Below are 25,792 nucleotides of genomic sequence, written 5' to 3'. Positions count from 1 at the left end.
CTTTTACTTTGTTTAAATAAAGGGGTGATGCAGCAAAAATGTCATTAGCTTATGCTGCATCTAGCTGCTAACTTTAGAGTCGAACTATAGATATCAAGGAAACGATATGTATCGCACGCTAACTTTATTGGGGTTGTTGTTCGTTAATTGTGCTTATGCACAGATTGCGCTTGAACGCGATATTCAAGAGCACATCGTGGTTGCGAACAAAGTATCTTTGCAGGTTTATCATGTTGCGGGCAATGAACCTGCCGTTGTTTTTGAAAGTGGTTCTGCAGCGCCTGCAATTTATTGGACACCAGTAATGATGGGTCTCGCGCAGCAAGTACCCAATGCATTGGTGGCCTATAACCGTGAAGGTTATGGCAAAAGCGAGCTTAGCCGCAGAGCCTATAGTATTGATACGGATAATCGTAATCTTCGTGAAGTGTTGAGAACGCTTGATATTCGGCCGCCATTTATTTATGTCGGTCATTCATACGCATACTATGTAATGCAAAACTACATCACCTATTATCCAGAGCAAGTTGCAGGCTTGTTGTATGTTGACCCTGTGACCGTTTACTTCATCGATAAAACCCACGCCTTAGCGCAGGATAAGCTACTTAAACCCTTGAGTACTCTGCCAGAAAACACCTTCGGTGAAGCTCTGCGCCGGGAAACTCAAGCGCTAAGTGAAACCGTTGCGAGTATTCGGGCGCACCAAGCACCTGAGCATATTCCGTGTCGTGTTATCGTTGCCCAAAGACCATTTGATCCAACTCAGCGCGATGTTAAAGCATGGCGAGAAGGACAAGAAGCGTTGGCGTCACATTGTGATTCTGAGCTAATTATTGCCGAGGGAAGCGACCACACCGTACCTATGAATGCCCCGCAAGTGGTCGTCGAGCAAGTGGTGCAATTAATTCGGGAATTAGAGTCAAAAAGGCCTCTCTAGCTTTATGAATATTTTATTGCAATCTCTATTATTTACACAGGGTTAGGGGAATAATGTGTTTAAAAAATAGGGTGTTGAAAAAGCCGCCAAAAAAATATTGATATTTGTCATTAGCAAGTCATATTGATGATTAAAAATACATTGACTTAGGGCGGAATCCCTATATGATGTTCATAGACAGAATTTGAGTCAGTGTTTTAAAATCTCCATTACGTTGTTGTATAAGTGTTTGCTTGTAGTAGTACCGTCCTGAAGTTTTATCCACTCTACAAATTTAGGTCTATGCGCCCACATGGGCATAGCTCATCAATGCGCAGCATTGGTTTTTGTTTTTATATCAGGATTAGTATTATGTCTAACACTCTTACAGGTACCGTTAAGTGGTTTAACGAGTCTAAAGGTTTTGGTTTCATCGCTCAAGAAAATGGCCCTGACGTGTTCGCACACTTCAGCGCAATTACAGGTGACGGTTTCCGTACCCTAGCTGAAGGCGACAGAGTAGAGTTCACAGTTACTGACGGCCAGAAAGGTCCTCAAGCTGAGAAAATCGTTAAGCTTTAATCGCTTAATTGATGAAGAAAAAGCAAGCTAAGGCTTGCTTTTTTTGTGCCTGAAATAACATATTAGCTTCGCTAAAATTTTGCTATTTGCTCCCTCAAGTTGGGCAAGTCTTAAGGCAAATTGGTATAAAACGGCTAGACAGATTTAACCCCTCAAGTTGGTATAGTATTTCTATGTGCCTTGGCGAGCTGTTCAAGGGTATTGAACGCCGAAGCATAAATTTTTCGCGATGTTTTGTTGAGCCCGCCGCTGGCTGCTGAAATTTCAAATGTACGCTTCATATCACCAAGCAAATTGATCTTTTCGTGAGTGTTTTCAGTCATTGATATCGGTGCGCCGATAGCCATCATCTGGCCTGAATCAATAAATCCTCCCTCGAATAGCTCTTGGGACATAGCTCGTACTTCTGTCGCTGAAATGTTGTGAACGTTGTATTTGGAGGCAATATTTTGCCAACTATGTTCGGCATTGTTTGCGGTTTGGCTAATGGAGACTTGGGGGTCTCTCTGTACTGCTTCAGCCTCTTTTGGTTGATTCTGGCTATAGCTGTTATAAACAGTTGGAGATCCAACCCTTTGGGTTTGACTAACAAGCATAGGTAATCCTTTATATGATGAAATGCAGATTAATAGCTAAGCAATTGTCGTGCCGCAACATTTTGGGTAGCTGTTCTTAAATCAATAGCGAGTTAAAGAAGAATATAGAGGACGCTCAACTTACTTTTACAGTATCATATGCCCATGATACACAGTCTTAAAAGTGATACGGTTAATTATGTCTTTACCTGCTTGCCCCAAGTGTAATTCTGAATATGTTTATCAAGATCAAAGTCAGCTAATATGCCCTGAATGTGCTTACGAATGGGATCCAAACGCGACTGCTACCGAGGACGACATTCAAGTAAAAGATGCCAATGGCACATTATTGGCCGATGGCGATAAAGTCACTGTGATTAAAGATTTAAAAATCAAAGGCAGCTCTCAAGTCATTAAGATTGGCACTAAGGCCTTGGTAAGGCGCGTGCTCGATAAAAAAGACCACGAACTTGACTGCAAGGTTGATGGCGTTGGCGAAATGATGGTTACGGCGAAGTTTGTGAAGAAAGCGAATACTTAAGTGGATAAGTGTTCAGAGGTTATGGAGTTTTAAAGTTGCTCCACTTCTATTAGACTGATTTGTCTTTTAAGGGGAGTAGCCATAGCTAGTTTCCTCTGCAGAATTAACCGCTTAGGCGGCATCTTTGGAAGGAAAAAATTAGTGATGGTCCTATGAAATACTTCAGGAAAATGATTGAGAAATATGTTCCTGTTCATGATGATGAGTGGGCTAGTGCTTGCGGAATATTTGACATGAAACATGTTAAAAAAGGAACGACGTTACATCATGCAGGCGAAGTGTTTAGTGAAATCTGGTTTATTAAAAGTGGTTTAGCAAGATCATATTTTATTGATGTGAATGGTAAAGAGCATACGTGGCAGCTTTATTTTCGCGGAAAAAGTAAACATGGTTTGAACCACTTTATGGATGATAGTGTAAGTTTTTACGAAAAAAAAGGCTCGATGCTCAACTTTGAAGTTCTTGAAGATTCGGTTTTTTATGTCACATCGTTAGAAGCGCTGGATAAGTTCATATCGCAAGACAAAAAATGGGAGGTTTTGACGAAAGTATGGATACATAGCACTTATTATGCTGCAACATACAAACGAGTCCTTTCTCTCATGTCTGAGACTGCTGCGCAACGGTATGATCGTTTACTTGACGAATACCCTTTCATATTTAAGCAAGTTAAATCCTATCATATAGCCTCTTATCTCGGTGTTGCTCCCCAAACATTGAGTAAATTAAAAAATGAATCTAGGTGAATGAGTTTTGATATTTCGTTGTTTACCATGAGTTTTTTAATGGAGAATAACAATGAATATCGTGCAAAAATTTAATTGTCAAAATGACCAAATCACCCCGCTTCCTACTGATAGCATCTTGAAGGTTAATCGTGTTGCTGAGCCTAGCGTTAAGCATGGACGGGGAATATGATGATAGAGCTTACATCGCTGGGCGCAGAACTTATCTTTATTGGCATTACCTTTTTCCTTATAGGTTTAGTACAAGGTGCATTGATACCAACAGTGAAAAACTCTAGGATGGCGCTCTCTGGTCACTTGACTGCTGTTCAGTGTGGCTTGGCTCTGACTATCTTTGGCATTATTTGGTCTTTAGTTGAGCTGCCTTTATTTTTTGAAGTTTTCGTGGCTTATGGTTCGGTATTGGGATTCATACTTATTTGGCTGGGGATAACAATTGCATCTATAACGGGGGCAAGCAAAGCGCTGCCAATCGCAGGAGCTGGATTTTCAGCAAATATTACAACCGAATCCATAGTTAAGATTATGGTAGGTAGTGGGTCGCTATTGTCACTAACCGCCTGTACAGTGTTGGTTTTTGGATTATTGCTAATACTTGGCTAGTCGCCATAGAGACACGACAAAACCATTCAACCGACTTTATTTTATCTCGCTTTTTGAGCTTGGACCAAGTATCAGCTAGGCTCAAAAAGCGTTGCAACCCAAGGTCTCACAAATAAGGCGCTCATCATATCTGGCGAGCTAAGAGTAAGTACTGTACAAAATGCACTTACTCACTAAGGTTTTTAGGCTAGATTTCTGCAGCGACCACCGAAATCTCAACAAGTAATGCATCACGAGCCATGCTCGCTTCTACACAAGCGCGAGCTGGTGCATAACCTTCAGGCACCCATGCATCCCAAACCTCGTTCATTTCTGCAAAATACTTCATGTCTTTAATATAAATTGTCGCAGAAAGAATGTGTTTGCGGTCGCTCCCTGCTTGAATAAGTAGCTCATCAACTTTCTCAAGCATGGATTCAGTTTGTTCTTTAATTCCTTGCTCGGCGTCTTTACAGACTTGGCCACATAAATAAATAGTACCATTGTGTTTTACAATGCGGCTCATTCGTTGTTTGGTGTCAATTCGTTCAACCACTGTTTTTCCTTTCTAATCGTTACTGTAATCGGCAGGTTTAGGCTGAAATGTTATCTTTTTTTAATAAGATGAGCTACATACTTGGTACTGGTTTTGATGAAAAGTAGCGGCGATTAATTACTACCCATACAAACCAATATACGTGGGAGAATTTTGAATTAAAGCAATTGGGTTTAGCTAGAGTTCCAATACCTTACGATAAGTTTCTGTTTTACTTACTTTCGCAAACGCAATACGTAATCGTTCGACAATGTCGGCTGGTAATTGGTTGTTCGTTGCAAGGTAACCTTTTACCGAGAGTGCTTCCACATCGTATAAAAAGGTAAAGTGGTCGGCAGGAAGGTTAAGCTCCGTGGCCATGGTTTTGATATAACGTGGGTCATCAATCACTAAATCAACGCGATTTGCGACGAGTAACTCATATGACTTTTCGATGTCGCTGGTTTGAATAAAGTTAAACCCGAGCGCTTTAAGTGTGCCTTCGGCGATATCACCACGCTGAACTGCTATTTTGTATTGTTTGGCATCCTCAAGAGATTGGATTTTTATGTCTTCACGATAGCGATTGGTAACAAACCCTAAATGAAACACAGCAACAGGACCAATCCAATGAAAGCTGTCTTCTCTCGCGGGGGTCTTTGCGATGCTATAAATCAAGGTATGTTTGTCATGCTGCGCTAATTTAAAAGCTCTAGCCCAAGGGTAAATAGAAAACTGTCCCTCAAGTTCAGCCGCTTTTAAAATCGCTTTAACCAGATCGGTACTTGAGCCTGCAACTTGGTGGTTTTCTATGGTTTGATTGGGTGGAGAAAGTTCCGTAACAACCTGTAATTTCGCCCATAAGGGCAACGGACTAATCAGTAAAATAAACAGTAGTAGACGTCCAACAACAGCATTCGTCATTACCAAACAACTCCACACATTAATGCGTTAATCTATATTTAGCATAGATGGATTTTATTTTTCCGTCATTAACCATTCGTCGCAAGGCGATATTTATTTCCGTTTGTAACTCAGTTAAATGAGGCTGCAAGCGCATATGTACAGGTAATCGGCTGATTTCATAGCAAGACTGAAATTTGCGATACTTTGGTTGCTTTGAAATATAGTAGTCTGCTGTCACCGAACCAATCATGATGTAGTCTAAACGCTCATGTTCAAGCTGTGCTAGCAGTTCTTTCTCCGATACATTTTCATAAACTACGATCTTGTCTTCTCCTAAGTGCGCTTCAAAATTATCGTAACGATATCCTCTTACTTTGCCGACCAATGTGCCGTAAAACTGCTCAGGCCTATGCTTGCCCACACAGCGAGATTGATATCCAAGCAGCACTTCTGTTGAGAAGGCATAGTCGATGCTGTAAATCCCCGGAACGTCTGCTTCGGCCCGCCATACTTTATTGATCCCAGGTTCAATATCTATTTTACCTTGGTCGAAATAGCGCTGTCCTCTGGCGACAGAGAGCGGCATAAATTCAAATTGGTGTGAAGTCAGTTTTGCCAACTCTTGAAAAATGTCGACAAAAATACCTTTGTGTTTTCCCTGTTCTTCAAAATAGTAAGGAGGATTAGCACCGTGATAGACCAGTACGGTATAGATCTTCGCCTGCGCTAAGCCAGTTATTAGCAGCAGGGAAAGTATTACTATTTGAAAACACCGCATCGTAATCTTCAGGCTAAAGTAAAGGTATCTTCATAATATGCATGATTTTTAAGCGATGCAATTAATCCTTTCCTGATACCGTATCGAGATAAATACACCAGACTGATTAGTTGTCACAAGCTATAAATATGGTGAATACTGCTTATATTATAAATTGTCGACAATTTATAGTCTGGTTGGTTGACGTGCGCGTCAACCAGCACTATATTGTCTACAACTTAAATTACTAAGACTGGTTAACTAATGATGAGCTTTTTTGACGAGCAAGCAGTTACTTCTTCTGATAAAGCATTCTTTCGTATGCGAAAGGAAATTGTAGAAGGTGAAATAGCGGCAGGTTCTAAGCTCAGCGAAATGGAATTGTCGACAAAGTATGAAGTCAGCAGAGCGGTTGTTCGCGAGGCAATTAACCGCTTGGAGTCATGTCACCTAGTTGATCGTAAAGCTAACGTAGGGGCGCGCGTTGTTACCCTCACACCGGAAGGGTTGATGGAGCTTTATCAGATCCGTGAAGCACTAGAAGGTATGGCAGCAAGGCTTGCAGCACAGCACATGACTGATATTGAAATCCAAGACCTAGAAGGTTTGTTGTCGAGTCAATTCGATGAAGTCAAAAACCAACATTCTTATTATCAAGAAGCGGGCGATCTCGATTTTCATTACCGCATTATTCTTGGCAGTAAAAATGCGAGTCTTATCTCTATGCTAGTCAATGGACTGTACCACTTGGTGCGTATGTATCGTGTGCAGTTAGGGATGGCCGGTCCCCGCGTCACCACGGCATTTGACGAGCATAAACATATCGTTCGTGCGATCAGTAACCGCGATCCTGAACTGGCAGAAATACTGATGCGTCGACATATTCAATATTCTAAAAATAATATCGCAACCAAGTTAGCAAGCAATCAATCACACTTTTAAGAGAGAGCATCATCATGAGCGCAGGAAAAAAATTTCGTGAAGCATTAAAAGCCAATAAACCGCTTCAAATCGTCGGCACTATCAACGCATATAGCGCGATGATGGCAAAGAAAATCGGTCATCAAGCTATCTATCTTTCTGGTGGTGGAGTTGCTAATGCATCTTATGGTTTACCTGACTTAGGAATGACATCTCTAAATGATGTAATTGCAGATGTAAGTCGCATTACCTCGGCTTGTGATCTACCTTTAATGGTCGACATTGATACTGGATGGGGCGGCGCATTCAATATTGCAAAAACCATCCGAGATATGGAAAAAGCAGGTGCAGCTGCGGTACATATGGAAGATCAAGTAGCGCAAAAGCGCTGTGGTCACCGCCCAAATAAAGAAATCGTGTCAACCGAAGAAATGGTTGACCGTATTAAAGCAGCAGTTGATGCGCGCACCGACCCTGACTTCTTCATTATGGCAAGAACAGATTCTTTTGCACAAGAAGGGCTAGAAGCGGCAATTGAGCGTGCGAAAGCCTATGTTGCGGCAGGCGCTGATGGTATTTTCGCAGAAGCGGTACAAACTGAAGAACACTATCGTGCATTCAGCGAAGCACTTGATGTGCCCATCCTCGCGAATATCACTGAGTTTGGTAAGACAGAACTTTGGAACAAAGCTGAGCTGGGTGAGTGGGGCGTAGATATGGTGCTTTACCCATTGAGTGCGTTCAGAGCGATGAACAAAGCGGCGGAGCTGGTGTACCAGTCTATTTTAGAAAATGGAGACCAGAAAGCGGTACTCGATACCATGCAAACCCGAATGGATTTGTATGATTACCTTGGCTATCACGATTATGAGCAAAAACTCGATGCATTATTCGCCGAAGGTAAAAATAAGTAAAAAATTAAAGCTGTTGAGGGTTACTCAGCAGCACAAAATATCAATACCCAGCAGGTAAAAAATTCAGGAGACAATAATATGGCTAAAGTACTAAGTGGCGCGGGCCTTCGTGGTCAAGTAGCAGGAAAAACAGCACTATCAACAGTAGGTAAGTCGGGCTCAGGTTTGACTTATCGTGGTTACGATGTAAAGGATCTAGCTGAAAATTGTCAGTTTGAAGAGGTGGCTCACCTTATCCTTAAAGGTAACTTACCAAATCAAGCTGAACTAGACGCTTATAAAAGCGAGCTAAAAGCAATGCGCGGTTTACCGCAGGCATTAAAAGAAGTATTAGAACGTATTCCTGCTGATGCACACCCAATGGACGTATTACGTACGGGTTGTTCAATGCTTGGTAACCTTGAAGGTGAAGCAAGCTTTGATGAGCAAGGTAAAGTAACCGATCGCATGCTAGCAAGTTTTCCAAGCATTATTTGTTATTGGTATCGCTTTAGCCATGATGGCGTTCGTATTGATGTGGAGACGGATGACGATTCAATCGGTGCACATTTCTTACACTTATTGCACGGCGAAAAACCAAGTGAGCTACATGAGCGTGTGATGCACGTATCACTTATTCTTTATGCAGAGCACGAGTTTAACGCATCAACCTTTACAGCGCGTGTTTGTGCGTCAACGCTTTCTGATATGCATTCATGTATTACTGGTGCGATTGGCTCTCTACGTGGCCCACTTCACGGTGGCGCAAACGAAGCGGCAATGGAAATGATTGAGCGCTTTGAATCTGCGGATCACGCAGAGCAAGAAATGATGGGTATGCTTGAGCGTAAAGAGAAGATCATGGGCTTTGGTCACGCTATCTATTCAGAATGTGACCCTCGTAACGAAATCATCAAACGTTGGTCTGAAAAACTAGCGGCAGATGTGGGTGATACGGTACTTTACCCTGTATCTGTACGCTGTGAAGAAGTCATGTGGCGCGAGAAAAAACTATTCTGTAATGCCGATTTCTTCCATGCATCAGCTTATAACTTCATGAAGATCCCGACTAAATTGTTCACACCAATCTTTGTTATGTCACGCTTAACAGGTTGGGCTGCACACGTTATGGAGCAGCGCGCAGATAACCGTATCATTCGTCCATCGGCGGAATATACTGGCGAGGAGCTACGCCCAGTTCCTGCCATTTCTGAGCGTTAATCGAACACTGTTCGAATCTATTCTGGCGGTCGCCATGGCCGCCTGTTCTCCGTCACCGATTGTTGGAAGTTGTTATGAATACTCAATTCCGTAAACGTTTACCTGATTCTGAGCTTTGCTATTACGATACAAAAGAAGCGGTAGAAGCCATCAAACCAGGTAGCTACGAGACTTTACCTTATACCTCGCGTGTGCTTGCTGAAAACTTAGTACGCCGCGCTGAGCCTGAAAAACTCAATGATTATCTTGAACAGATCATCGAGCGTCGTCGCGATTTGGACTTCCCGTGGTTTCCTGCTCGCGTAGTGTGCCACGATATTTTGGGTCAAACTGCTTTAGTCGACCTTGCGGGTCTGCGTGATGCTATCGCTGAAAAAGGCGGCGATCCGGCTAAAGTCAATCCAGTCGTACCGACTCAGCTGATTGTGGATCACAGCTTAGCTGTAGAGCACGCCGGTTATGAAGAAGATGCATTTGAGAAAAACCGCGCGATTGAAGACCGTCGGAATGACGACCGTTTTCACTTTATCAACTGGACCAAAACGGCATTTAAAAACGTTGATGTGATCCCGCCAGGCAACGGTATTTTGCACCAAATCAATTTGGAAAAAATGTCGCCAGTTATTCAAGCGCGCGACGGTGTTGCCTTCCCTGATACGCTTGTTGGCACCGACAGCCACACGCCACACGTTGATGCACTCGGTGTTATCGCCGTTGGTGTGGGTGGCCTTGAAGCGGAAAGCGTGATGCTTGGTCGTGCGTCTTACATGCGATTGCCTGATATTGTTGGTGTTGAAATCATTGGTAAACGCCAACCGGGGATCACCGCAACAGATATCGTACTGGCGATCACTGAGTTTTTACGTAAAGAGCGCGTCGTTTCTAGCTACTTAGAATTCTTTGGTGAAGGTACGCAAGACCTTAATTTAGGTGACCGTGCGACAATTTCAAACATGACACCAGAGTATGGCGCAACCGCAGCCATGTTCTACATCGATGAGCAAACCATTGATTATTTGAAGCTCACAGGCCGTGATGACGAGCAAATTAAGCTGGTGGAAAAATACGCTAAGCTAACTGGGCTTTGGGCTGATTCCCTAGAAAACGTGAAGTACGAGCGTGTACTTACGTTTGATTTGTCGACGGTGACGCGTAATATTGCAGGTCCTTCAAATCCGCATCGTCGCGTTGCAACTAACGACCTGGCTAATCAAGGTATCGTTAAAGAGATTGAAGCGCCAAAAGATGGCTTGATGCCTGATGGTGCGGTGATCATCGCTGCGATCACCAGCTGTACGAATACCAGTAACCCACGTAACGTAGTTGCCGCAGGCTTGCTGGCACGTAATGCCAATAAATTAGGTCTTGCTCGTAAACCTTGGGTGAAAACGTCTTTTGCACCGGGGTCAAAAGCAGTACGTTCTTATATGGAAGAGGCAAAGCTCCTACCTGAACTTGAGCAGCTCGGTTTCGGTGTCGTTGCCTTTGCTTGTACGACTTGTAATGGCATGAGTGGCGCACTCGATCCGAAAATTCAACAAGAAGTGATTGACCGTGATTTATACTCAACGGCAGTGTTATCGGGTAACCGTAACTTTGACGGTCGAATTCACCCTTATGCAAAACAAGCCTTCTTAGCTTCACCGCCGTTGGTTGTGGCCTATGCAATTGCAGGCACCGTGCGTTTTGATATTGAAAATGGTGTCTTAGGTCGCGATCAAGAGGGCAATCCAGTCACGCTTAAAGATATCTGGCCAAGCGATGAAGAAATCGATGCAGTGATCAAAGAAAGCGTAAAACCAGAGCAATTCCGCGCCGTTTATGAGCCAATGTTTGACCTCACGGTAGACTATGGAGAAGACAACGACCCACTTTATCAGTGGCGTCCAACGAGTACCTATATTCGTCGCCCTCCTTATTGGGAAGGGGCACTCGCGAGCGAGCGTACCATGAAAGGCATGCGTCCATTAGCGATTTTAGGTGACAACATCACGACTGACCATTTGTCGCCATCGAATGCGATTTTGGCAAGCAGTGCGGCGGGTGAATATCTGGCCAAAATGGGCTTACCAGAGGAAGATTTCAACTCATACGCGACACACCGAGGTGATCACTTAACGGCGCAGCGTGCGACGTTCGCCAACCCCAAACTGTTAAACGAAATGGTGGTAGAAAACGGTGAAGTAGTACAAGGGTCACTGGCGCGTGTTGAGCCTGAAGGCAAAGTCACCAGAATGTGGGAAGCCATCGAAACCTATATGGAGCGTAAACAACCGCTGATCATCGTTGCTGGCGCAGATTACGGCCAAGGTTCGTCTCGTGACTGGGCTGCAAAAGGTGTGCGCTTAGCCGGGGTTGAGGTTATCGCAGCGGAAGGGTTTGAGCGTATTCACCGTACTAACTTAATCGGTATGGGAGTACTACCGCTTGAGTTTAAAGCGGGCACGACCCGTAAAACGCTTGAACTCGATGGTACAGAAACCTATGACGTTGAGGGTGAACCGGCACCTGGCGCTACTTTAACTCTTGTGATTAATCGTCAAAGTGGTGAGCGCGTAGAGGTGCCTGTGACTTGTCGATTAGATACCTTTGAAGAAGTGTCTATTTACTCTGCTGGCGGCGTGTTACAACGCTTTGCTCAAGACTTCCTAGAAGCGGAAGGCGTATAACCATGAGCCAATTTAAGCCGCAAATTAAAATTCCCGCCACTTATATGCGTGGCGGCACCTCTAAAGGGGTGTTCTTTAATTTAACGGATTTACCCGAGTATGCTCAGCAACCGGGTGAAGCGCGAGATAATTTGCTGTTACGTGTGATTGGCAGCCCAGATCCCTATGGTAAACATACCGATGGCATGGGCGGTGCAACTTCCAGTACCAGCAAAACCGTGATTTTAAGTAAAAGCGACAAAGCCGACCATGACGTGAATTATCTTTTTGGTCAGGTTGCTATCGACAAACCATTTATTGATTGGAGCGGAAACTGTGGCAATTTAACGGCTGCGGTGGGGGCATTTGCAATCAGCAACGGCTTAGTCGACGCGAATAAAGTGCCAGAGAACGGTGTTGCTGTCGTTAAAATCTGGCAGGTGAATATTAGCAAAACCATAGTAGCGCATGTTCCAATCAGCAATGGAGAAGTGCAAGAGACGGGCGACTTTGAACTGGATGGCGTAACTTTCCCAGCAGCAGAAGTGGTGGTTGAGTTTATGGATCCAAGCGATCCAGATGTTGATATGTTTCCGTCGGGCAATCTCGTCGATACGTTAACTGTGCCTGATGAAGGCACCTTTGAAGTGACCATGATAAGTGCCGGGATCCCAACGCTTTTCTTCCGTGCTTCCGATTTAGGTTATGAAGGTACTGAGTTACAAGAAGCGATTAATGGAGACTCAGCTGCACTAGAGCGATTTGAAAAGATCCGTGCTTATGGCGCAGTTAAAATGGGTTTAATAGGTCATATTGACGAAGCGAAAGTTCGCCAACATACCCCAAAGATTGCTTTTGTTGCACCTGCTAAATCTTATGCTGCGTCGAGCGGTAAAGCGGTGGAAGCCAATGCCATTGATTTAAACGTTCGCGCCTTATCCATGGGTAAGTTACACCATGCGATGATGGGCACTGCCGCTGTGGCGATAGCAACCGCGGCAGCAATTCCTGGCACCCTAGTTAACGAAGCGGCAGGTGGCGGTGATCTTAACTCCGTAACCTTTGGACATCCGTCAGGCACCTTAAAGGTTGGCGCTGAAGCACTACAAGAGTCTGGCCGTTGGCAAGCTAAAAAAGCCGTCATGAGCCGCAGCGCTCGCGTGCTAATGGAAGGCCGAGTTTGCGTCCCAGAGGCGTAGCAGCATACTAAATTAAAGGCTCTATTCCCAGGAGCCTTATTTTCAAGATAAGAAAACTCCCGAGTTGTTGCTTGGTCGTGAAAGTGTGCCTGCCATTCGGCTTCTTCTTTGATTTCCACCATGCAGACTTGTAATTCATAAGGACGATATGATGTTTGAAGCTTTACTTTCTGTGGCAATCACAACCGCGGTATTACTTGGCTCACCCGGTCCTGCGCCACTTGCACTGGCTGCGACGGGGGCGAGTCAAGGTGTTAAAAAAGGTTTCCCGTTCTTAGCTGGTATTTTGGCAGGACTGCTTGTCGCGGTGATCTTTGCAGCCACTGGGGTTGCAGGGTTACTGGTTAGTCATCCCCAAGTGACACTCATGCTCAAATGGCTTGCAGCCGCCTACTTAATTTATGTAGCCTACAAAATTGCAGCAAACAACGCGGCGCTTGGCAGTGCAGGTGTGCAGCTACCGAGCTTTAAAGATGGGTTTATTCTTAACCTCCTCAACCCCAAAGCCTACGCCGCGTGTATCGCTATTTTTGCGACGGCTTCGGTGCCGGCAAGCTCAAATCTAGTTGCTACGTTACTTGCCGCTAGCGTGTGCTACGTAGTGGCGATAGTGGTCGACACAATATGGCTGGCATTAGGTGGTGTGATTTTTAAAACGCTGAAAGATGAAACCGTGCTCAAGCGGATCCGAGTTAGCTTTGCGTTAACTTTAGTTGTACTTGTTCTTTACGGGCTATTTGTCGTTTGAGTTTGATGGGAAGTCACTGGCATAGCTTTTAGGCTTAAATAGGTGTAATAATCTAAGTTATGTATCCGCCACTCAAAAAAGCCAATGATCGTTCCACCAGGTGAAAAAGACATCCCCATAAGTGATATCCGTGTTGAGTTTTCGGACTCAGCGTTTGCTTTGAGAACGTTAAGAATAGGGGAATATAAACGGTTGGAGCGTCTGTTTTCGCTTAGATATGGTGATGAGTACGATGCCGAAGAGTTATTAAAGTTACGACAACAAAGAGTGCTAGTACCTTTTTTACAAGCTACTGAAGATAAATCAAAGCACTGTATTTGTGTGCGACAAACTCAAACGCGCGAAATGCTTGGCATGATCTTAATTACAGTCGATGACTCAGCGGCGAAAAAAGTATTAGTAGAAGAGAGTTGGTTTATCCACGATGCCCTGTATGACAAGGTGTTTTGTGTACTGGTGACAGAGTATTTGAATACGCTAGGCTTCGCTTTAGTTGAATTTAGAGTCGACGAGCGTAATGATTTAGTACGCCGGTTGGTTGAGCAACTTGGTGCTCACTTTGATGGCATATTACGTCGTGAAGGTGTTTATCGGAACGAGTGCTTCAACCTTGCTGTGTACTCTATTTCTCAGGAAGAGTGGCAGTGCGTTGTTCCTCTGTATTCTATTTACAAAGCATTGCCGCAATAATAATGAAGTTTAAAGTGTGCATTTATGGAAAGTAAACCAAAGTATCGGCTGGGTCCGTTAGCGCGACTAGCTCGGCAACTTGATAATGACGCATGTTCCGGTATTAGATTCCGTTTCACACTCAATTACACCACTAAAATACTGAGTGACAATAGCGAGTGCAACGCTTAGCCCTAAGCCCAAGCCTTTTTGGGTGCGATTACCGACGACAAAGGGATCAAATACTTTATCTTTGATTTCATGTGGAATACCGCTGCCGTTGTCCGTGACTTTAATCGTATATCCAAGTTTTGAGACTTGAGCTGATATAATCACACACGGGCTTTGCACTGAGTTATCAGCAAAGGCGTGGTAAAACGCATTTTCTATTACAGGTTGGAAAATCTGCTGTAATAACCTCTCTGGGGCGGTGATAGCAAGTGCTTCGGGAATATCGAGGGTAATATCAATATGTGGGTGTTGATTGGCAAGCTCATTCACACATCGTGTGATAAGTGGCTGTAAGTAAACTGGCTTTACTTCTCCTTCAAATCCAGTATTGGTGATGATTTTGAGCTTGTCGATAATACCGGTGATCCGCTCGGTACTATTGACGACGAGCTTGGCACAGCTTTCAATATTTTCTATCGAATGCAATAAAGCAGATTTGGCGATTTCATTTTTATTTACCCTTTGTCTTACCCCTTCAACGAGCAATAGTTGGTTACTGGAAGCAGTCATCGCGACGCCAATCGGCGTGTTAATCTCATGGGCAAGTCCTGGGATCAATCGCACCAGCGTTGCTGACTTTTCGGCGTTTATCAGGCGTTTTTGAGTCTCACTGAGTTCACTGATCGCGTGATTAAGTGCTTTGTTTTTTTCTATTAACTCTTCAGTTTGGCTTTTTACCTCCGTATTTAGATAATCAATAATACTTTTACGGATGGCCGAACGAGAGTTGTACAACGCGATGAGGCTAAGTAATAGCAAGATAAAACAAACAAACGCGGCACCATAATAGGACTTTACCTTTTTATTGCTGCTTGCAAGGAGTGAACTGAAATCCTGCTCTCTGCGTTCTAAAAAGGCATTGATGTGCGTCATTATTTGTACTTTACTTTGGAGGTAAGCCTCGCTGTACAAAATCTTGAGGGCCTGTTGATTTTTCCCTGCTGCCACGAGTTCGAAGGCTTCACGCTCAAGTGACACGAGTGCTTCACTTTTATCCTCTGCATTTCGCAACATAGTTAATTCATCCGTAGAAACCCCGTTTTCTAATAATAATGTCAGCAGTGCTTGTGGTGCTTCTTTTTCAAATGGCGCCTGACCTTCTTTGACCAGTAACATGTCCCAATAGACGCGGTGCAAATGCTTAGGGCGGGGGGAAGTGCCGTTACGGATCGTTAAGATCTCATCAAAAAATTGCTTAAACTTAGGGTTGCCCGTGGCGGCATAAGCCCGTGCCATCATGGTGAGTTGATCTGAGCTGAGTCTTAACTCTTGGGATAACCGAACAAGATTAAAATTCCTTTCTATTTCTTGCTCTTGCGCTTCTTTATTGACGAATGCTAAAAACGTGAACACCACAGAAAGAAAAAAAAGCAGCATGGAGAGCGCTGATATATGGTAGAAGTACTTAAAGCTAAACGACTGACTTGGGTGAAGTATGTTGCTTTGACTGGCTGCCATGTATTCAACGTTGTTAAGACTCGAATACACAAAGTATAGTTAACCTAAGCTCGGAATAACAATTTGTTCTCTGGCCGTTGTCATTCTGCGCTCTGGTTGATCGTTCTAGGCTTTTGTCACTTTGCCGAAGTGAGAAAGCAGCCAAATGGATAACAAGTATTTGGCTGCTCGATGGGTCTAGTCGAAAGTAAGTACGATCCTGCCGTTAATGTCGCTATTGAGCATATCGTTAAATATATCGTTGATTTGCTCGAGTGGCTTGGTTTCAATAATGGCTTTTACCTTGCCCTCAGCAGCAAACTGCAAGCATTCAGTGAGGTCTTGACGAGTACCAACAATACTGCCAACAACACTGATACCTTTAAGAACGGTATCAAATATAGGAATAGGCATTTCTTCAGGTGGTAAGCCAACGAGCACACAAGTACCGCCGCGCTTTACGCTGTTAAATGATGTCGTAAAGGCTGGCTTTGAGACCGCGGTACAAACTACGGCTTGGACTCCACCTAGCTTATTTTGCATTAACTCTGCGGGATCATTGTGCTTAAAGTCGATACATAAATCGGCGCCAAGATCTTTTGCCAGTGCTAACTTTGACTCACCAGTATCAACCGCAACTACATTCAGCCCCATTGCTTTGGCGTATTGCACTGCTAAGTGACCAAGGCCCCCTACACCAATAATGGCAACCCATTCACCGGGTTTAGCTTTCGATACTTTTAGTGCTTTATAGGTGGTGACGCCCGCGCAGAATAGAGGTGCGGCATCGACAAATGATAAGCCTTCAGGGATTTTTACTACGTAGTTGGCATCGGCTTTACAGTATTGTGCGTAACCGCCGTCGACGGAATAGCCACTATTTAACTGCTCTGGACATAAGTTTTCGTCCCCTTTTAGGCAGTGTTCACAATGACCGCAGGCGCTGTGAAGCCAAGGTACACCCACTCTATCACCAACGGCTAAATGTTTAACATCGTCAGCTTTTGCGATAACGGTACCCACACCTTCGTGACCAGGCACTAGTGGTAATTTAGGCTTAACAGGCCAGTCGCCATGACAGGCGTGTAAGTCGGTGTGGCAAACACCACAGGCGGCTATTTCAACGATGACCGATCCTTGAGTAAGTTGCGGTTTTTCAATTTCTTGAATTTCTAACGGTTGTTTAAATTGGTGCACTAACGCTGCTTTCATCTTTTTGCTCCTTGATTGAGTCGATAGTAGCTTAGCAGCTATAACTAGAAACAATTTGATCCGAAACAATGAATAAGATGAGAGTAAATAAAAATGGCGAGCACAATGCTCGCCATTTCATTACTTAATTACAAAAAGTAGGGTGTTATTTTCTTCTACGTAGCAGCGCAAGTGGTGCTGCTAGTAGTAACCAAAATAGTGAACCACTTGAAGATTTTGATGGTGTTGGCGTAGGCGTTGGATCTGGAGTCGGCTGTTCTGACTCTTCATCCATTAAGTTTGTTACCTCGACCATAATTTTCGCAGGCTCAGATACATTACCACCGGTATCAGTCGCCACGACTTCAAGCTCAACGCTTTCTAGTCCTGAGTCGAAGTCTAGTTGCTCGCTGTTGGCGACAATGACCTGTCCTGATGAATTAACCGTGATAGCTGAAGAAGTTGAAGCAATAACAATAAACTCAGAAACTGGGTTCGCAAAGTCAGATGCATATTCAACCTCTAGTTGGCCAATAACGGTATCGACCGCTGTATTTTCCTCGACTGAGAATGACTGATCAGCGGTGATGATTGGCGCTTTCGCTGATTCTTCTGACGGAGAAACAATAACTGGTACCGCCCCGTTACTTGATAGAATCATGAAATCATTGTCGGAGAAAGTTAGGTTTGCTGACTCACCAGGTGCAAGCTCTGTCACTTCATTACCAGCATCATCAACGAGCATAGCTAAACCTTCCGCTTCAGTTGTAGCTACTTCCATTGCTGGTGCTTTTATCATGAAACTATCAGCGAACATTTCGTCTAGAGAATTTGATGGGATCGGCATCCAAGTCTCTTCTTCCGTGCGGAAGCGAATTTTGGCTTCCACTCCAGTTGCGACCTGCTCGGCTGTAAGTCCAAATGCATCGGCACAACTGCTCATGGTGACGAAATTATTACCTGATGCAAAATTAATATTAGTAACAAAGCCGCTTCCTGAACCATAACCATGAGTAAATGAGATAGCGCTACCCGATAGGAAATTGCCAAACCATTCTTGCTTGCCGTTTTGAACAGTTACATCATAAGTGCCATCTGGCGACGTTCCACCTTCAGCTGGCAAATCGAAATCAGCCATAAAGCCACCTTGATAAGTGTGGATAATAGGTTGATTAGTAACTATGGTAGTGAATAACATGTAACCGGTATCACAAACGCTAGTTGGGACCGAAGTTGTTTCTACAGAAGCACCGATTATATCTAAACGTTCGCTATCACCTGCTTCATCTTTTGCAACAGTTGGAGCAAAAAATGGCTCTAAAGTCGCAGCGCCAGTATTGGTTAATACGTGTCTAGCACCTTGGTCATCGACGACAGGCATGACTTTCGCATTCGCGGCGGCTTTTGGTAGCACATGATAAACCAAGTGCAGCGCTTTTGCGTCGCCAGATATAAAGTTCAATGCACCATCAAGCTCTAACGTTGTAAGGTCGTGTGTTGCATCCAAGAATGCCATGTTGGCAGAAGTTAATGTCCATTCAGGCAGTTTAGTTGGATCTATAGTTGCTGTGACGTCAAACGAAATGGTTTGTCCAGCAGGAACGGTGATCGACTCAGGAAAGGTCATACTAAGTGCACCACGCTCTGCGTCGTCAGCAAATCGCTGCTCATATGCCAATGTATAGGTCTGTTCTTGGTTCGAGAAGTTTTTAACGACTACCTTTTTGGTGATAGATGAAGTTTCAGATAGTGAAACCAAGCCAAATGATAGCGCCGCTTGCATCGTATCTTCAGCCCATGCTGCAACCGGAAGGTTTGCCGCTTTTTCAACATCTACAAGACCTGAACCAATAAAGCTGATTGGTGCAAGCGCTGCATTTGGGTTTTGCGAGCGAGGTTCCATGGTAACATCTAAGTTAGCCGCGTTCATTAACGTTGCTTTTAGCTCAAAACCACTGCGATTTGGTAGCGCTTCTTTAAGCATACTCATGGCACCAGCTGTAATAGGGCCAGAGAATGAAGTTCCACTTGCTGGAGTAAGTCCATCACCAAGGCCCGGATGTGCAGTCATAATGCTAACACCTGGCGCTGTGATTTCAGGTTTTAATCTTCCGCTGATAGAAGGTCCGCGAGAGGTGAATGACGCGATCATGCCTTCTTTTAGAATGATTGTGGCACTCACATTATAGGCAACATTGTTTCCTGCTAGTAACTGTTGTTTAAGTGCTTTACCTTGGCTATAGCTCAAACCAATTGTCGGGATCTCAATACCTGGAGCACTGCCACCTGGTTCAGTTGGACCACCACCTTCAACATTATTGGCGATCATCACCAACTTAGCGCCTTTCGCTTGGGCGTTTAGCACTTTTTGAGTGAAGTTACAGCCGCCTCGGTCAACTAGGACAGCTTTTCCCGTAAAGTCGACGTCGTCTGCAAAAGGATCGCAAGCAATAGATGTGGCATCTCCTCGGTCATTCTTTTCAGTCTCAACAAATGCTAGAGGGGTTGTGTCACTACTAAATTCAAACTCTTCAAAGCCCTCTGGGTTAAAACCTGCCGCACCTGCTTCAGCCGTTTCACCCATCAAGGTCGCTAAAATGTGCTGACCTTTTATGACAGAGTGCTCCATAGCACCAACAGAAAGTGCATTATCTGTTGTACTTGGTCCACCAACTATAAATGGTGTAGGGCCATCATTACCTGCAGAGATAACAACGTTAGTACCTAGCATCACGGCTTTATCGATAAGTTCTTGAACTGCACCTGCACGATTATCGCCAAAGTCTCCGCCTAGTGACATGTTAACAACATCTACTCTGTCAGAAATATCACCGTCCCCATTGGGATCCATTGCAGATTCCAACGCTAAAAGTTGAGCCAAGCCAGGGCAAGTTTCTGCACAGACGGAGTAAACAAATAATTCAACGTTTGGTGCGATACCTGTTACTGAATGGGAAACGTGTGTGCCGTGGTTAGTACCTGCATCAATTGGATCTGGATCGTTGTTGATAAAGTCATATCCACCTAATACTAAGCCTTGTGGCCAAGCCGGCGTATCTGCAGGGTTGCTTGCAGCCGCTTCATAAGCTTCAACTGTGCCAGGGCCACCAAACGCTTGGTGGGTGTAATCAATACCCGTATCAAGCACAGCAACACGAACTCCTTCACCTGTAACTTCACCAGTGGAAACTAAAGGCGTTGCCTTTATGTAGTCAGCACTGTCTGCCACATTCAATTTATAATCAAATACAGGTAACACAGAATGTACTAATGGATTGTGTAGTAGTTTGTTAACTTCAGCTTCTTTGCCATTGACGATAATTGCATTAGATAGCTTAGACGTTTTAGCGACAACCTGCAGCGTAGGACTAGTGCTAGCGATTGCGGTTTCTACACTTTGTTGAGCTTGCTGAATACTTGATGTTGCATTTTTGACGTTAATACCAGCAAGGCTTTGTTCTGCAATAGAAGGTGTGTGTAATTTAACTAACCACGTAACAACGTTGAGAGTCGATTTTCTTGTCTTTTTGTTTTTAAAATCGGGATATTGGCTTTGTAAAGGAGGTTTGTTTTCAAAATTATATTGATTGTATGTAGCTGCGGTAACGGTATAAGAAGATAAAGCGGTCACTACGGCGATTGCGAGTGCTGACTTATTTAGAGTTGACATCGGATTTCCCCATCATACTTGTTATGATTTTTATTTGTTTTGTTTACATCCCAGATCAGGATTTGAACAAATATAGTTCCTTTTTGGGTGTCATTTCAACTTTTTGTTACGGAAAATGGGATTTTTCACTTTTTTAATTCTTCTGTCATTAACAATTTCATGACGTAGGATCATAAAATGGGGAATATGTCTTTTCTCATTGTTTCGAACGTTGCTGAGATGGTGAAGCCAAAATGCATTAGCAACACAGCAAGTTAATTGAATATTTCTATTGCTAATATTTTCACACTATTCTTAAATAATAATTCATTAAAAAGAAGTCGTTAGCCCAATAAATCTTATATATCACAGGAAAGAAAATGGATCTTAAGAGCTTTAATCTCGGATGTTTAGCAGGAATTTTTTCCGCAAATAAGCAGTCTCCTGAATTGACTGTATTGTTTGACGAGTTCGTGCAATGTTTTGGTAAATTGAGTGGTGTTGATACTCAGTTTGATATGAATGATTGGAGTAGTGTTCACACTGAGTATGGTGTAGCCATTTCCCCTGTTCAGGCCGCTAAATGTTCTCAAGAGCAGCTGCGTAGTTTGGTTTTTATGCAGGGCGTAAAAGCAGCGATTGAAGATAAATTGAGTGAAGGCTTATCCGAAGTGCGTATTTTATACGCAGGCACCGGTCCCTACGCCACGCTATTGCTTCCATTGTTAGCACTACACCCCAGTCTTCCTATAAAAGCTACCCTACTTGATATACACCCAGAAAATGTCGTAGCGGTGAAAAAGTTAATTGATACTTTTGATGTCGAGCACTGTATCGAACAGCTGGTTTGTTGCGATGCATTAAAATGGCAGGGTGAAGAAAAATGTAGCTTTGATATCGTGATTTCCGAGACGATGACGGCACTACTAAAAAGAGAGCCACAAGTTTGGATCTTCAAGCATCTATTTCCCTACCTCAAAGAAGACGGTATTTTGATCCCTGAGTCTATCGCATTATCGGCAACATTAAATAGAAAAGGGGAGCAAATACACATTGGAGAATTTTTTAACTTACAGAAATCTTCGGTACAGAAACTCAGTGGTGGTGACGATACGCTATTAAGTGGAAAGCTGGTTATCCCAAATAGCCACCAGCCAGGAGATAGCTTTAAGTTGCAAACTGATATCGTCGTTTATGATCGCTACGTACTTGGTGAAAATGAATGCAGTCTCAATATTCCGTTTACCATCCCATGTGAAGCAACTAATTTATCAGCTGGCGCTATTGTCAAATATGCATACGTCAATTATGAATCTCCCGAGTTCGTGTTTGACTTCCCATCACCGCCGAGTTTCGTGCAAGATAATTGCCTTGCACCCCTAGATGAGCAGGGGAAGCTTGGCCTTGTTGGAATAAAAAGTGTTTTTCAGCATTCTCAGCTCATCAAGTATGGTAAGAATGTGGCTATGCCTGAAAACCTTTGGTTATGTCAGCAAGCTTTATGTGATGTTTTTAATGTTTCGCTTCAAGATTGGCTAGCGAAGCTCTATCAATCCGTTACTTTAGAGGCTTTTGAAGAGTGGCTAATGGAACAAGAATCGAGATTACAGGATAGCCCTTTTATTAGTGAACTGAATTCAAAACTTCTACTTAAGTATAAAAGCGAATGAGATGGTCACATTAGTTCGAGGTGTTTTTACACAACTTCCAGCTTTGAGCAAAATGGAGAATGCGGATGATAATAAGGAATTTATCTTGAGCAATTCGCTGCTTGCTCATCAGCAGTTATTTTCTGAATCCAACATACACTACTTAACAATCCACTCAGGCAGTGAAATAGTTGGCTTTATTATTTTAGCCGTTGAACCAGAACTGAAAAGTGTTGAATTTCGCCGGATTGTGGTTGCTAAAAAGGGGTTGGGAATAGGACAAGAAGCGATAAAACAGATGGAAAAATACGTGTTAGAGGAGTTGTGTATAACGCGCATTTGGCTAGATGTTTTTGCAGATAATACTCGAGCGCAATACATATACCAAAAGCTTGGATATCAGCAGTTCGATACGATGCTTTACGATAATAGAATCCTGTTACTATTCGAAAAGCACTTACACTAATGGCTAAATCAAGTAACGAAAATTATCAAAAATGGTTAGCTGTATATGGGCGGTTAGTTGACTTCTCACACGATGACTGGCTACTTATGGCTCCGCATATAAAAATCGGTCATATCTCAGCCGATACGATATTATTCGCGCAAGGTGAGAAAATCTCGAGTGTTTACTTTTTATTAGCGGGATATGGACGCTATTTCTACCTAGATGAAAAGGGTAATGAACGGAATAAATCTCTGTTACAAAAGAGCGGGGCATTTTCTTGTTTATCTTGTTACCTGGAAGATCAGCCAAGTCCATTTTCAACGCAAGCGCTAACAGACTGTGTGATTGCCGAAATTCGCTATGCTGACCTAGTCACTGTATCTGAGCAAAACCTCAACTGGGGGCGGTTTGTACGCAAAATGTATGAACAGTTGGTACTTAAAAAAGAGAAACGCGAAGCAGCGTTACTCCAGTTAAGTGCAAAGGAAAGGTACTTACGCTTTACCCAAGAAAATCAAGCATTAAGCCGCTCGGTTGCATTGCGCCATATCGCGATGTATCTCGGGATCACGGATGTGTCACTGTCGAGAATTAGAAAAGAGCTTGGCTTAACATAGGTTAAGGCACTGCAACAAAATTCGCATTACCTTATCTTTAATTTTTGTCCTACAGATAAGGAATAACATCGTGAAAAAGCTACTGCCTCCTATTTTACTGTTTTTATTTGTCATATTGATGCCTGTGGTGTGTTGGTTGACTGCTGCACCACATTTTATTTATTACCCTTTCAATCTGTTAGGGTTAGTACCGATTGTTTTGGGGCTTGCACTGGCCAAGTCGGGCAGCACGATATTCGCGAAGGAAGAAACCAATATTATGACTTTCAATAAGCCTGATAAATTAGTAGAGGCTGGGATATTTCAATATACCCGTAATCCCATGTACCTAGGCTTTGTCATTGCACTACTGGGCTATGCTGTATTAATCGGTGGTGCACTCGTGTCATTTTTATTTGTGATTGTTTTTTTACTTATTACAGACAGATGGTACATTCGGTTTGAAGAAAAGATGATGGAACAAACTTTTGGAGATGCCTATTTACGCTATCAAAGGAGAGTGCGTCGTTGGCTTTAAATTCCAAGCATAAATGAGGATAAAATGAAAATGGTGCAAGATATTGATTATTCAAAATCCCTACAAACAATCGTTGGAAAAGTGGTTAGGGTGTATCAATCTGGAGATATGCTTACCCAAGATCATCAACCTCAGCGACTTAATATTGAGTTAAACGACGCGCAACAGGTCGTGCGTATGTGGTGGGGATAGCCCCACCCAGTTTGTATATTGATTGATGAAGATGATGTATTTCGTCCAATAAAATGACTAAAGGTAACAAGATGCATATTGGCCTAGTTAAGGTATTTTTTGTTTTAGCCACGCTCACGAGCCTAGCTGTCTATGCCGTTAGCTACGATGAAATAACAGATATAGATGCGCTAGCGGCGCATTTTGATGAGCCCACTTTTGAACAACACTTCTTAGAAGAAGGCATGGAGTTTATTTGGTTTTACTTTAAGGATATTGACCATTCCTTTTTAGTTAATACCGAAACGGGAGGGGTCTGCCATCATTTTAAAGGCAAAAAGAGAGAGTCTTGTTTTCCGGCAAGTTATTTTGAGTAAATCTATTTAAAGGAGCTGCGATGTCACACTCAAGTTGTAATTTGGTCCAATCTCCTTGCATCAGAAAGTGTTGTTTGGATGATAAAGATGTGTGCTTAGGTTGCTTTAGAACGTTGAATGAAATCACCAGTTGGACAAGTTACAGCGAAGATGAAAAGCTCAAAGTCTTAGCGCATTGTACGAGGCGCAAACAGCAACATGCTCAGAAATATCAAGGAAATTAAGTGAAATTGGTGATTGGGACCGAATCAACTTGGTCATTAAGAGCGCTTTTATGTGCGTCTATCTTAGATATTGAGTTAGACATTGAACTTATCGATTTGACCTCTTGTGTTGACAAAGCAAAGTTGGCCAATGTATCGCCGACTAAACAAGTACCAGCTTTGCTCGTGGAAGGTCATGTCATTGCTGACTCACTCGCGATTGCAGAGTTCTTCAACGACCTTAGTGAAGGCGGTTTGCTACCACAAGACCCTTATGAGCGTGCACAGGCACGTAGTCTTGTCGCTGAGATGCACGCTGGCTTCACTGCGCTACGCTGTGAATTACCTTTTTCTTTCACGCCAAATACGTCAATAAATTTGTCGGATGCGGCAAAGTGCGAGCTAAAAAGGGTAGAAACTCTTTTTGCTGCGGCTCACTCCCCATTTATGTTTGCAAAGCCAACTATGGTCGATGCATTTTATGCTGTGCTTGCTTATCGTTTATTTAGCTACGGTATTCAATTGGCGCAACCCGCAACGGAATATCAGAATGGATTAGTTGCATGGCTTGAAGCTCGTAACGTATTGCACTTAGTGCATTCGTAGTTTAAGAGTCGATGTGAAAGTAAAATATGAGCCTTGAATACTGTAGTGATGTTCCCATTAAAAAAGCATGGAATTTCGCTCTACGATTATCAGCAAATACAAATGTACCACTTCCGACACAGTTATTAAGTTTTTAGTGTCTCGATTTCGACACATATTTTATCGAATACGAACTCAATTCTATTGTATTGTATTGATTTTAAAATGAAAAAAATTTGGCCTGAAATTTGATTCATCATCTGTATTCTCAAAGTGGA

The 25,792-nt window shown here is 43.3% G+C and carries 27 protein-coding genes; 20 read left to right on the top strand and 7 right to left on the bottom strand.

What is annotated here, in order from left to right; all coding sequences use genetic code 11:
• The first annotated feature begins 106 nt into the window (after nucleotides 1–106).
• Nucleotides 107–937, top strand: coding sequence for an alpha/beta fold hydrolase (locus A587_RS0111700; RefSeq protein ID WP_017217752.1), 831 nt, complete (start codon nucleotides 107–109; stop codon nucleotides 935–937).
• A gap of 351 nt (nucleotides 938–1,288) precedes the next feature.
• A complete protein-coding gene (locus A587_RS0111695) occupies nucleotides 1,289–1,498 on the top strand; it encodes a cold-shock protein (protein WP_010370225.1) in 210 nt (69 codons plus the stop codon).
• Between the two features lie 152 nt (nucleotides 1,499–1,650).
• Here A587_RS0111695 and A587_RS0111690 read toward each other — a convergent pair whose 3' ends face one another.
• Nucleotides 1,651–2,094 (bottom strand): hypothetical protein, encoded by a 444-nt coding sequence (locus A587_RS0111690; RefSeq protein ID WP_017217751.1) that lies wholly within the window; start codon nucleotides 2,092–2,094, stop codon nucleotides 1,651–1,653.
• 178 nt (nucleotides 2,095–2,272) lie between these two features.
• Here A587_RS0111690 and A587_RS0111685 point away from each other — a divergent pair, with 178 nt between their 5' ends.
• The 3 genes from A587_RS0111685 (at nucleotide 2,273) to A587_RS24015 (ending at nucleotide 3,963) form a co-directional block, all read left to right on the top strand.
• Nucleotides 2,273–2,614, top strand: a complete 342-nt coding sequence (locus A587_RS0111685) for a zinc ribbon domain-containing protein YjdM (RefSeq protein ID WP_017217750.1) — start codon at nucleotides 2,273–2,275, stop codon at nucleotides 2,612–2,614.
• Nucleotides 2,615–2,784: 170 nt separating this feature from the next.
• Nucleotides 2,785–3,360, top strand: a complete 576-nt coding sequence (locus A587_RS0111680; protein WP_232288056.1) for a Crp/Fnr family transcriptional regulator — start codon at nucleotides 2,785–2,787, stop codon at nucleotides 3,358–3,360.
• A 168-nt stretch (nucleotides 3,361–3,528) separates the two neighbouring features.
• Nucleotides 3,529–3,963, top strand: a complete 435-nt coding sequence (locus tag A587_RS24015; RefSeq protein ID WP_017217747.1) for a hypothetical protein — start codon at nucleotides 3,529–3,531, stop codon at nucleotides 3,961–3,963.
• Nucleotides 3,964–4,150: 187 nt separating this feature from the next.
• Here the strand turns inward: A587_RS24015 and A587_RS0111665 are convergent, their stop codons facing one another.
• The 3 genes from A587_RS0111665 to A587_RS0111655 form a co-directional block, all read right to left on the bottom strand.
• Nucleotides 4,151–4,498 (bottom strand): RidA family protein, encoded by a 348-nt coding sequence (locus A587_RS0111665; protein WP_017217746.1) that lies wholly within the window; start codon nucleotides 4,496–4,498, stop codon nucleotides 4,151–4,153.
• A 177-nt stretch (nucleotides 4,499–4,675) separates the two neighbouring features.
• On the bottom strand, nucleotides 4,676–5,401 hold the full coding sequence (locus tag A587_RS0111660) for a substrate-binding periplasmic protein (RefSeq protein ID WP_017217745.1): 726 nt from the start codon (nucleotides 5,399–5,401) through the stop codon (nucleotides 4,676–4,678).
• Nucleotides 5,402–5,420: 19 nt separating this feature from the next.
• Nucleotides 5,421–6,161, bottom strand: coding sequence for a substrate-binding periplasmic protein (locus A587_RS0111655; protein ID WP_017217744.1), 741 nt, complete (start codon nucleotides 6,159–6,161; stop codon nucleotides 5,421–5,423).
• Nucleotides 6,162–6,407: 246 nt separating this feature from the next.
• Between A587_RS0111655 and A587_RS0111650 the strand changes: the two genes are divergently transcribed.
• The 7 genes from A587_RS0111650 (at nucleotide 6,408) to A587_RS0111620 (ending at nucleotide 14,460) form a co-directional block, all read left to right on the top strand.
• A complete protein-coding gene (locus tag A587_RS0111650) occupies nucleotides 6,408–7,082 on the top strand; it encodes a GntR family transcriptional regulator (protein WP_026000975.1) in 675 nt (224 codons plus the stop codon).
• A gap of 14 nt (nucleotides 7,083–7,096) precedes the next feature.
• A complete protein-coding gene (prpB, locus tag A587_RS0111645; protein ID WP_010603812.1) occupies nucleotides 7,097–7,975 on the top strand; it encodes a methylisocitrate lyase in 879 nt (292 codons plus the stop codon).
• A gap of 78 nt (nucleotides 7,976–8,053) precedes the next feature.
• The gene (gene prpC / locus A587_RS0111640; protein ID WP_017217742.1) at nucleotides 8,054–9,175 is read left to right on the top strand and encodes a bifunctional 2-methylcitrate synthase/citrate synthase; all 1,122 of its coding nucleotides are present in this window, start codon (nucleotides 8,054–8,056) and stop codon (nucleotides 9,173–9,175) included.
• Nucleotides 9,176–9,249: 74 nt separating this feature from the next.
• On the top strand, nucleotides 9,250–11,844 hold the full coding sequence (acnD, locus tag A587_RS0111635) for a Fe/S-dependent 2-methylisocitrate dehydratase AcnD (protein WP_017217741.1): 2,595 nt from the start codon (nucleotides 9,250–9,252) through the stop codon (nucleotides 11,842–11,844).
• A 2-nt stretch (nucleotides 11,845–11,846) separates the two neighbouring features.
• Nucleotides 11,847–13,022, top strand: a complete 1,176-nt coding sequence (prpF, locus tag A587_RS0111630) for a 2-methylaconitate cis-trans isomerase PrpF (RefSeq protein ID WP_017217740.1) — start codon at nucleotides 11,847–11,849, stop codon at nucleotides 13,020–13,022.
• Nucleotides 13,023–13,170: 148 nt separating this feature from the next.
• A complete protein-coding gene (locus tag A587_RS0111625) occupies nucleotides 13,171–13,770 on the top strand; it encodes a LysE family translocator (RefSeq protein ID WP_232288055.1) in 600 nt (199 codons plus the stop codon).
• A gap of 84 nt (nucleotides 13,771–13,854) precedes the next feature.
• A complete protein-coding gene (locus tag A587_RS0111620; protein WP_017217738.1) occupies nucleotides 13,855–14,460 on the top strand; it encodes a GNAT family N-acetyltransferase in 606 nt (201 codons plus the stop codon).
• Between the two features lie 66 nt (nucleotides 14,461–14,526).
• Here A587_RS0111620 and A587_RS0111615 read toward each other — a convergent pair whose 3' ends face one another.
• The 3 genes from A587_RS0111615 to A587_RS0111605 form a co-directional block, all read right to left on the bottom strand.
• Nucleotides 14,527–16,128, bottom strand: coding sequence for a sensor histidine kinase (locus A587_RS0111615; RefSeq protein WP_017217737.1), 1,602 nt, complete (start codon nucleotides 16,126–16,128; stop codon nucleotides 14,527–14,529).
• A 177-nt stretch (nucleotides 16,129–16,305) separates the two neighbouring features.
• Nucleotides 16,306–17,319 carry an alcohol dehydrogenase AdhP gene (adhP, locus tag A587_RS0111610; RefSeq protein WP_017217736.1) on the bottom strand — a complete coding sequence of 338 codons (1,014 nt, stop codon included), beginning with the start codon at nucleotides 17,317–17,319 and terminating at the stop codon, nucleotides 16,306–16,308.
• 145 nt (nucleotides 17,320–17,464) lie between these two features.
• Nucleotides 17,465–20,968, bottom strand: a complete 3,504-nt coding sequence (locus A587_RS0111605) for a S8 family serine peptidase (protein WP_017217735.1) — start codon at nucleotides 20,966–20,968, stop codon at nucleotides 17,465–17,467.
• A gap of 359 nt (nucleotides 20,969–21,327) precedes the next feature.
• Here A587_RS0111605 and A587_RS0111600 point away from each other — a divergent pair, with 359 nt between their 5' ends.
• The 8 genes from A587_RS0111600 (at nucleotide 21,328) to A587_RS0111565 (ending at nucleotide 25,535) form a co-directional block, all read left to right on the top strand.
• The gene (locus tag A587_RS0111600) at nucleotides 21,328–22,617 is read left to right on the top strand and encodes a hypothetical protein (RefSeq protein ID WP_017217734.1); all 1,290 of its coding nucleotides are present in this window, start codon (nucleotides 21,328–21,330) and stop codon (nucleotides 22,615–22,617) included.
• A gap of 1 nt (nucleotide 22,618) precedes the next feature.
• On the top strand, nucleotides 22,619–23,062 hold the full coding sequence (locus A587_RS0111595) for a GNAT family N-acetyltransferase (protein WP_017217733.1): 444 nt from the start codon (nucleotides 22,619–22,621) through the stop codon (nucleotides 23,060–23,062).
• A complete protein-coding gene (locus tag A587_RS0111590; RefSeq protein WP_017217732.1) occupies nucleotides 23,062–23,661 on the top strand; it encodes a Crp/Fnr family transcriptional regulator in 600 nt (199 codons plus the stop codon). The genes A587_RS0111595 and A587_RS0111590 overlap by 1 nt, the downstream gene beginning before the upstream one ends.
• Before the next feature lie 70 nt (nucleotides 23,662–23,731).
• Nucleotides 23,732–24,178 (top strand): methyltransferase family protein, encoded by a 447-nt coding sequence (locus A587_RS0111585; protein WP_017217731.1) that lies wholly within the window; start codon nucleotides 23,732–23,734, stop codon nucleotides 24,176–24,178.
• 24 nt (nucleotides 24,179–24,202) lie between these two features.
• Nucleotides 24,203–24,370, top strand: coding sequence for an I78 family peptidase inhibitor (locus tag A587_RS24720; RefSeq protein WP_010370159.1), 168 nt, complete (start codon nucleotides 24,203–24,205; stop codon nucleotides 24,368–24,370).
• A gap of 71 nt (nucleotides 24,371–24,441) precedes the next feature.
• On the top strand, nucleotides 24,442–24,726 hold the full coding sequence (locus tag A587_RS0111575) for a hypothetical protein (protein ID WP_017217730.1): 285 nt from the start codon (nucleotides 24,442–24,444) through the stop codon (nucleotides 24,724–24,726).
• 20 nt (nucleotides 24,727–24,746) lie between these two features.
• Entirely contained in the window at nucleotides 24,747–24,950 is a 204-nt protein-coding gene (locus A587_RS0111570) for a DUF1289 domain-containing protein (protein WP_017217729.1), read from the top strand.
• The gene (locus A587_RS0111565) at nucleotides 24,951–25,535 is read left to right on the top strand and encodes a glutathione S-transferase N-terminal domain-containing protein (RefSeq protein WP_017217728.1); all 585 of its coding nucleotides are present in this window, start codon (nucleotides 24,951–24,953) and stop codon (nucleotides 25,533–25,535) included.
• Nucleotides 25,536–25,792: the final 257 nt, after the last annotated feature.

Source organism: Pseudoalteromonas sp. NJ631 (assembly GCF_000276645.1).
Classification (GTDB): Bacteria; Pseudomonadota; Gammaproteobacteria; order Enterobacterales; family Alteromonadaceae; genus Pseudoalteromonas; species Pseudoalteromonas piscicida.
The sequence above is the reverse complement of the archived record's forward strand: the minus strand, read 5'-3'. Positions and strand labels throughout refer to the sequence as shown.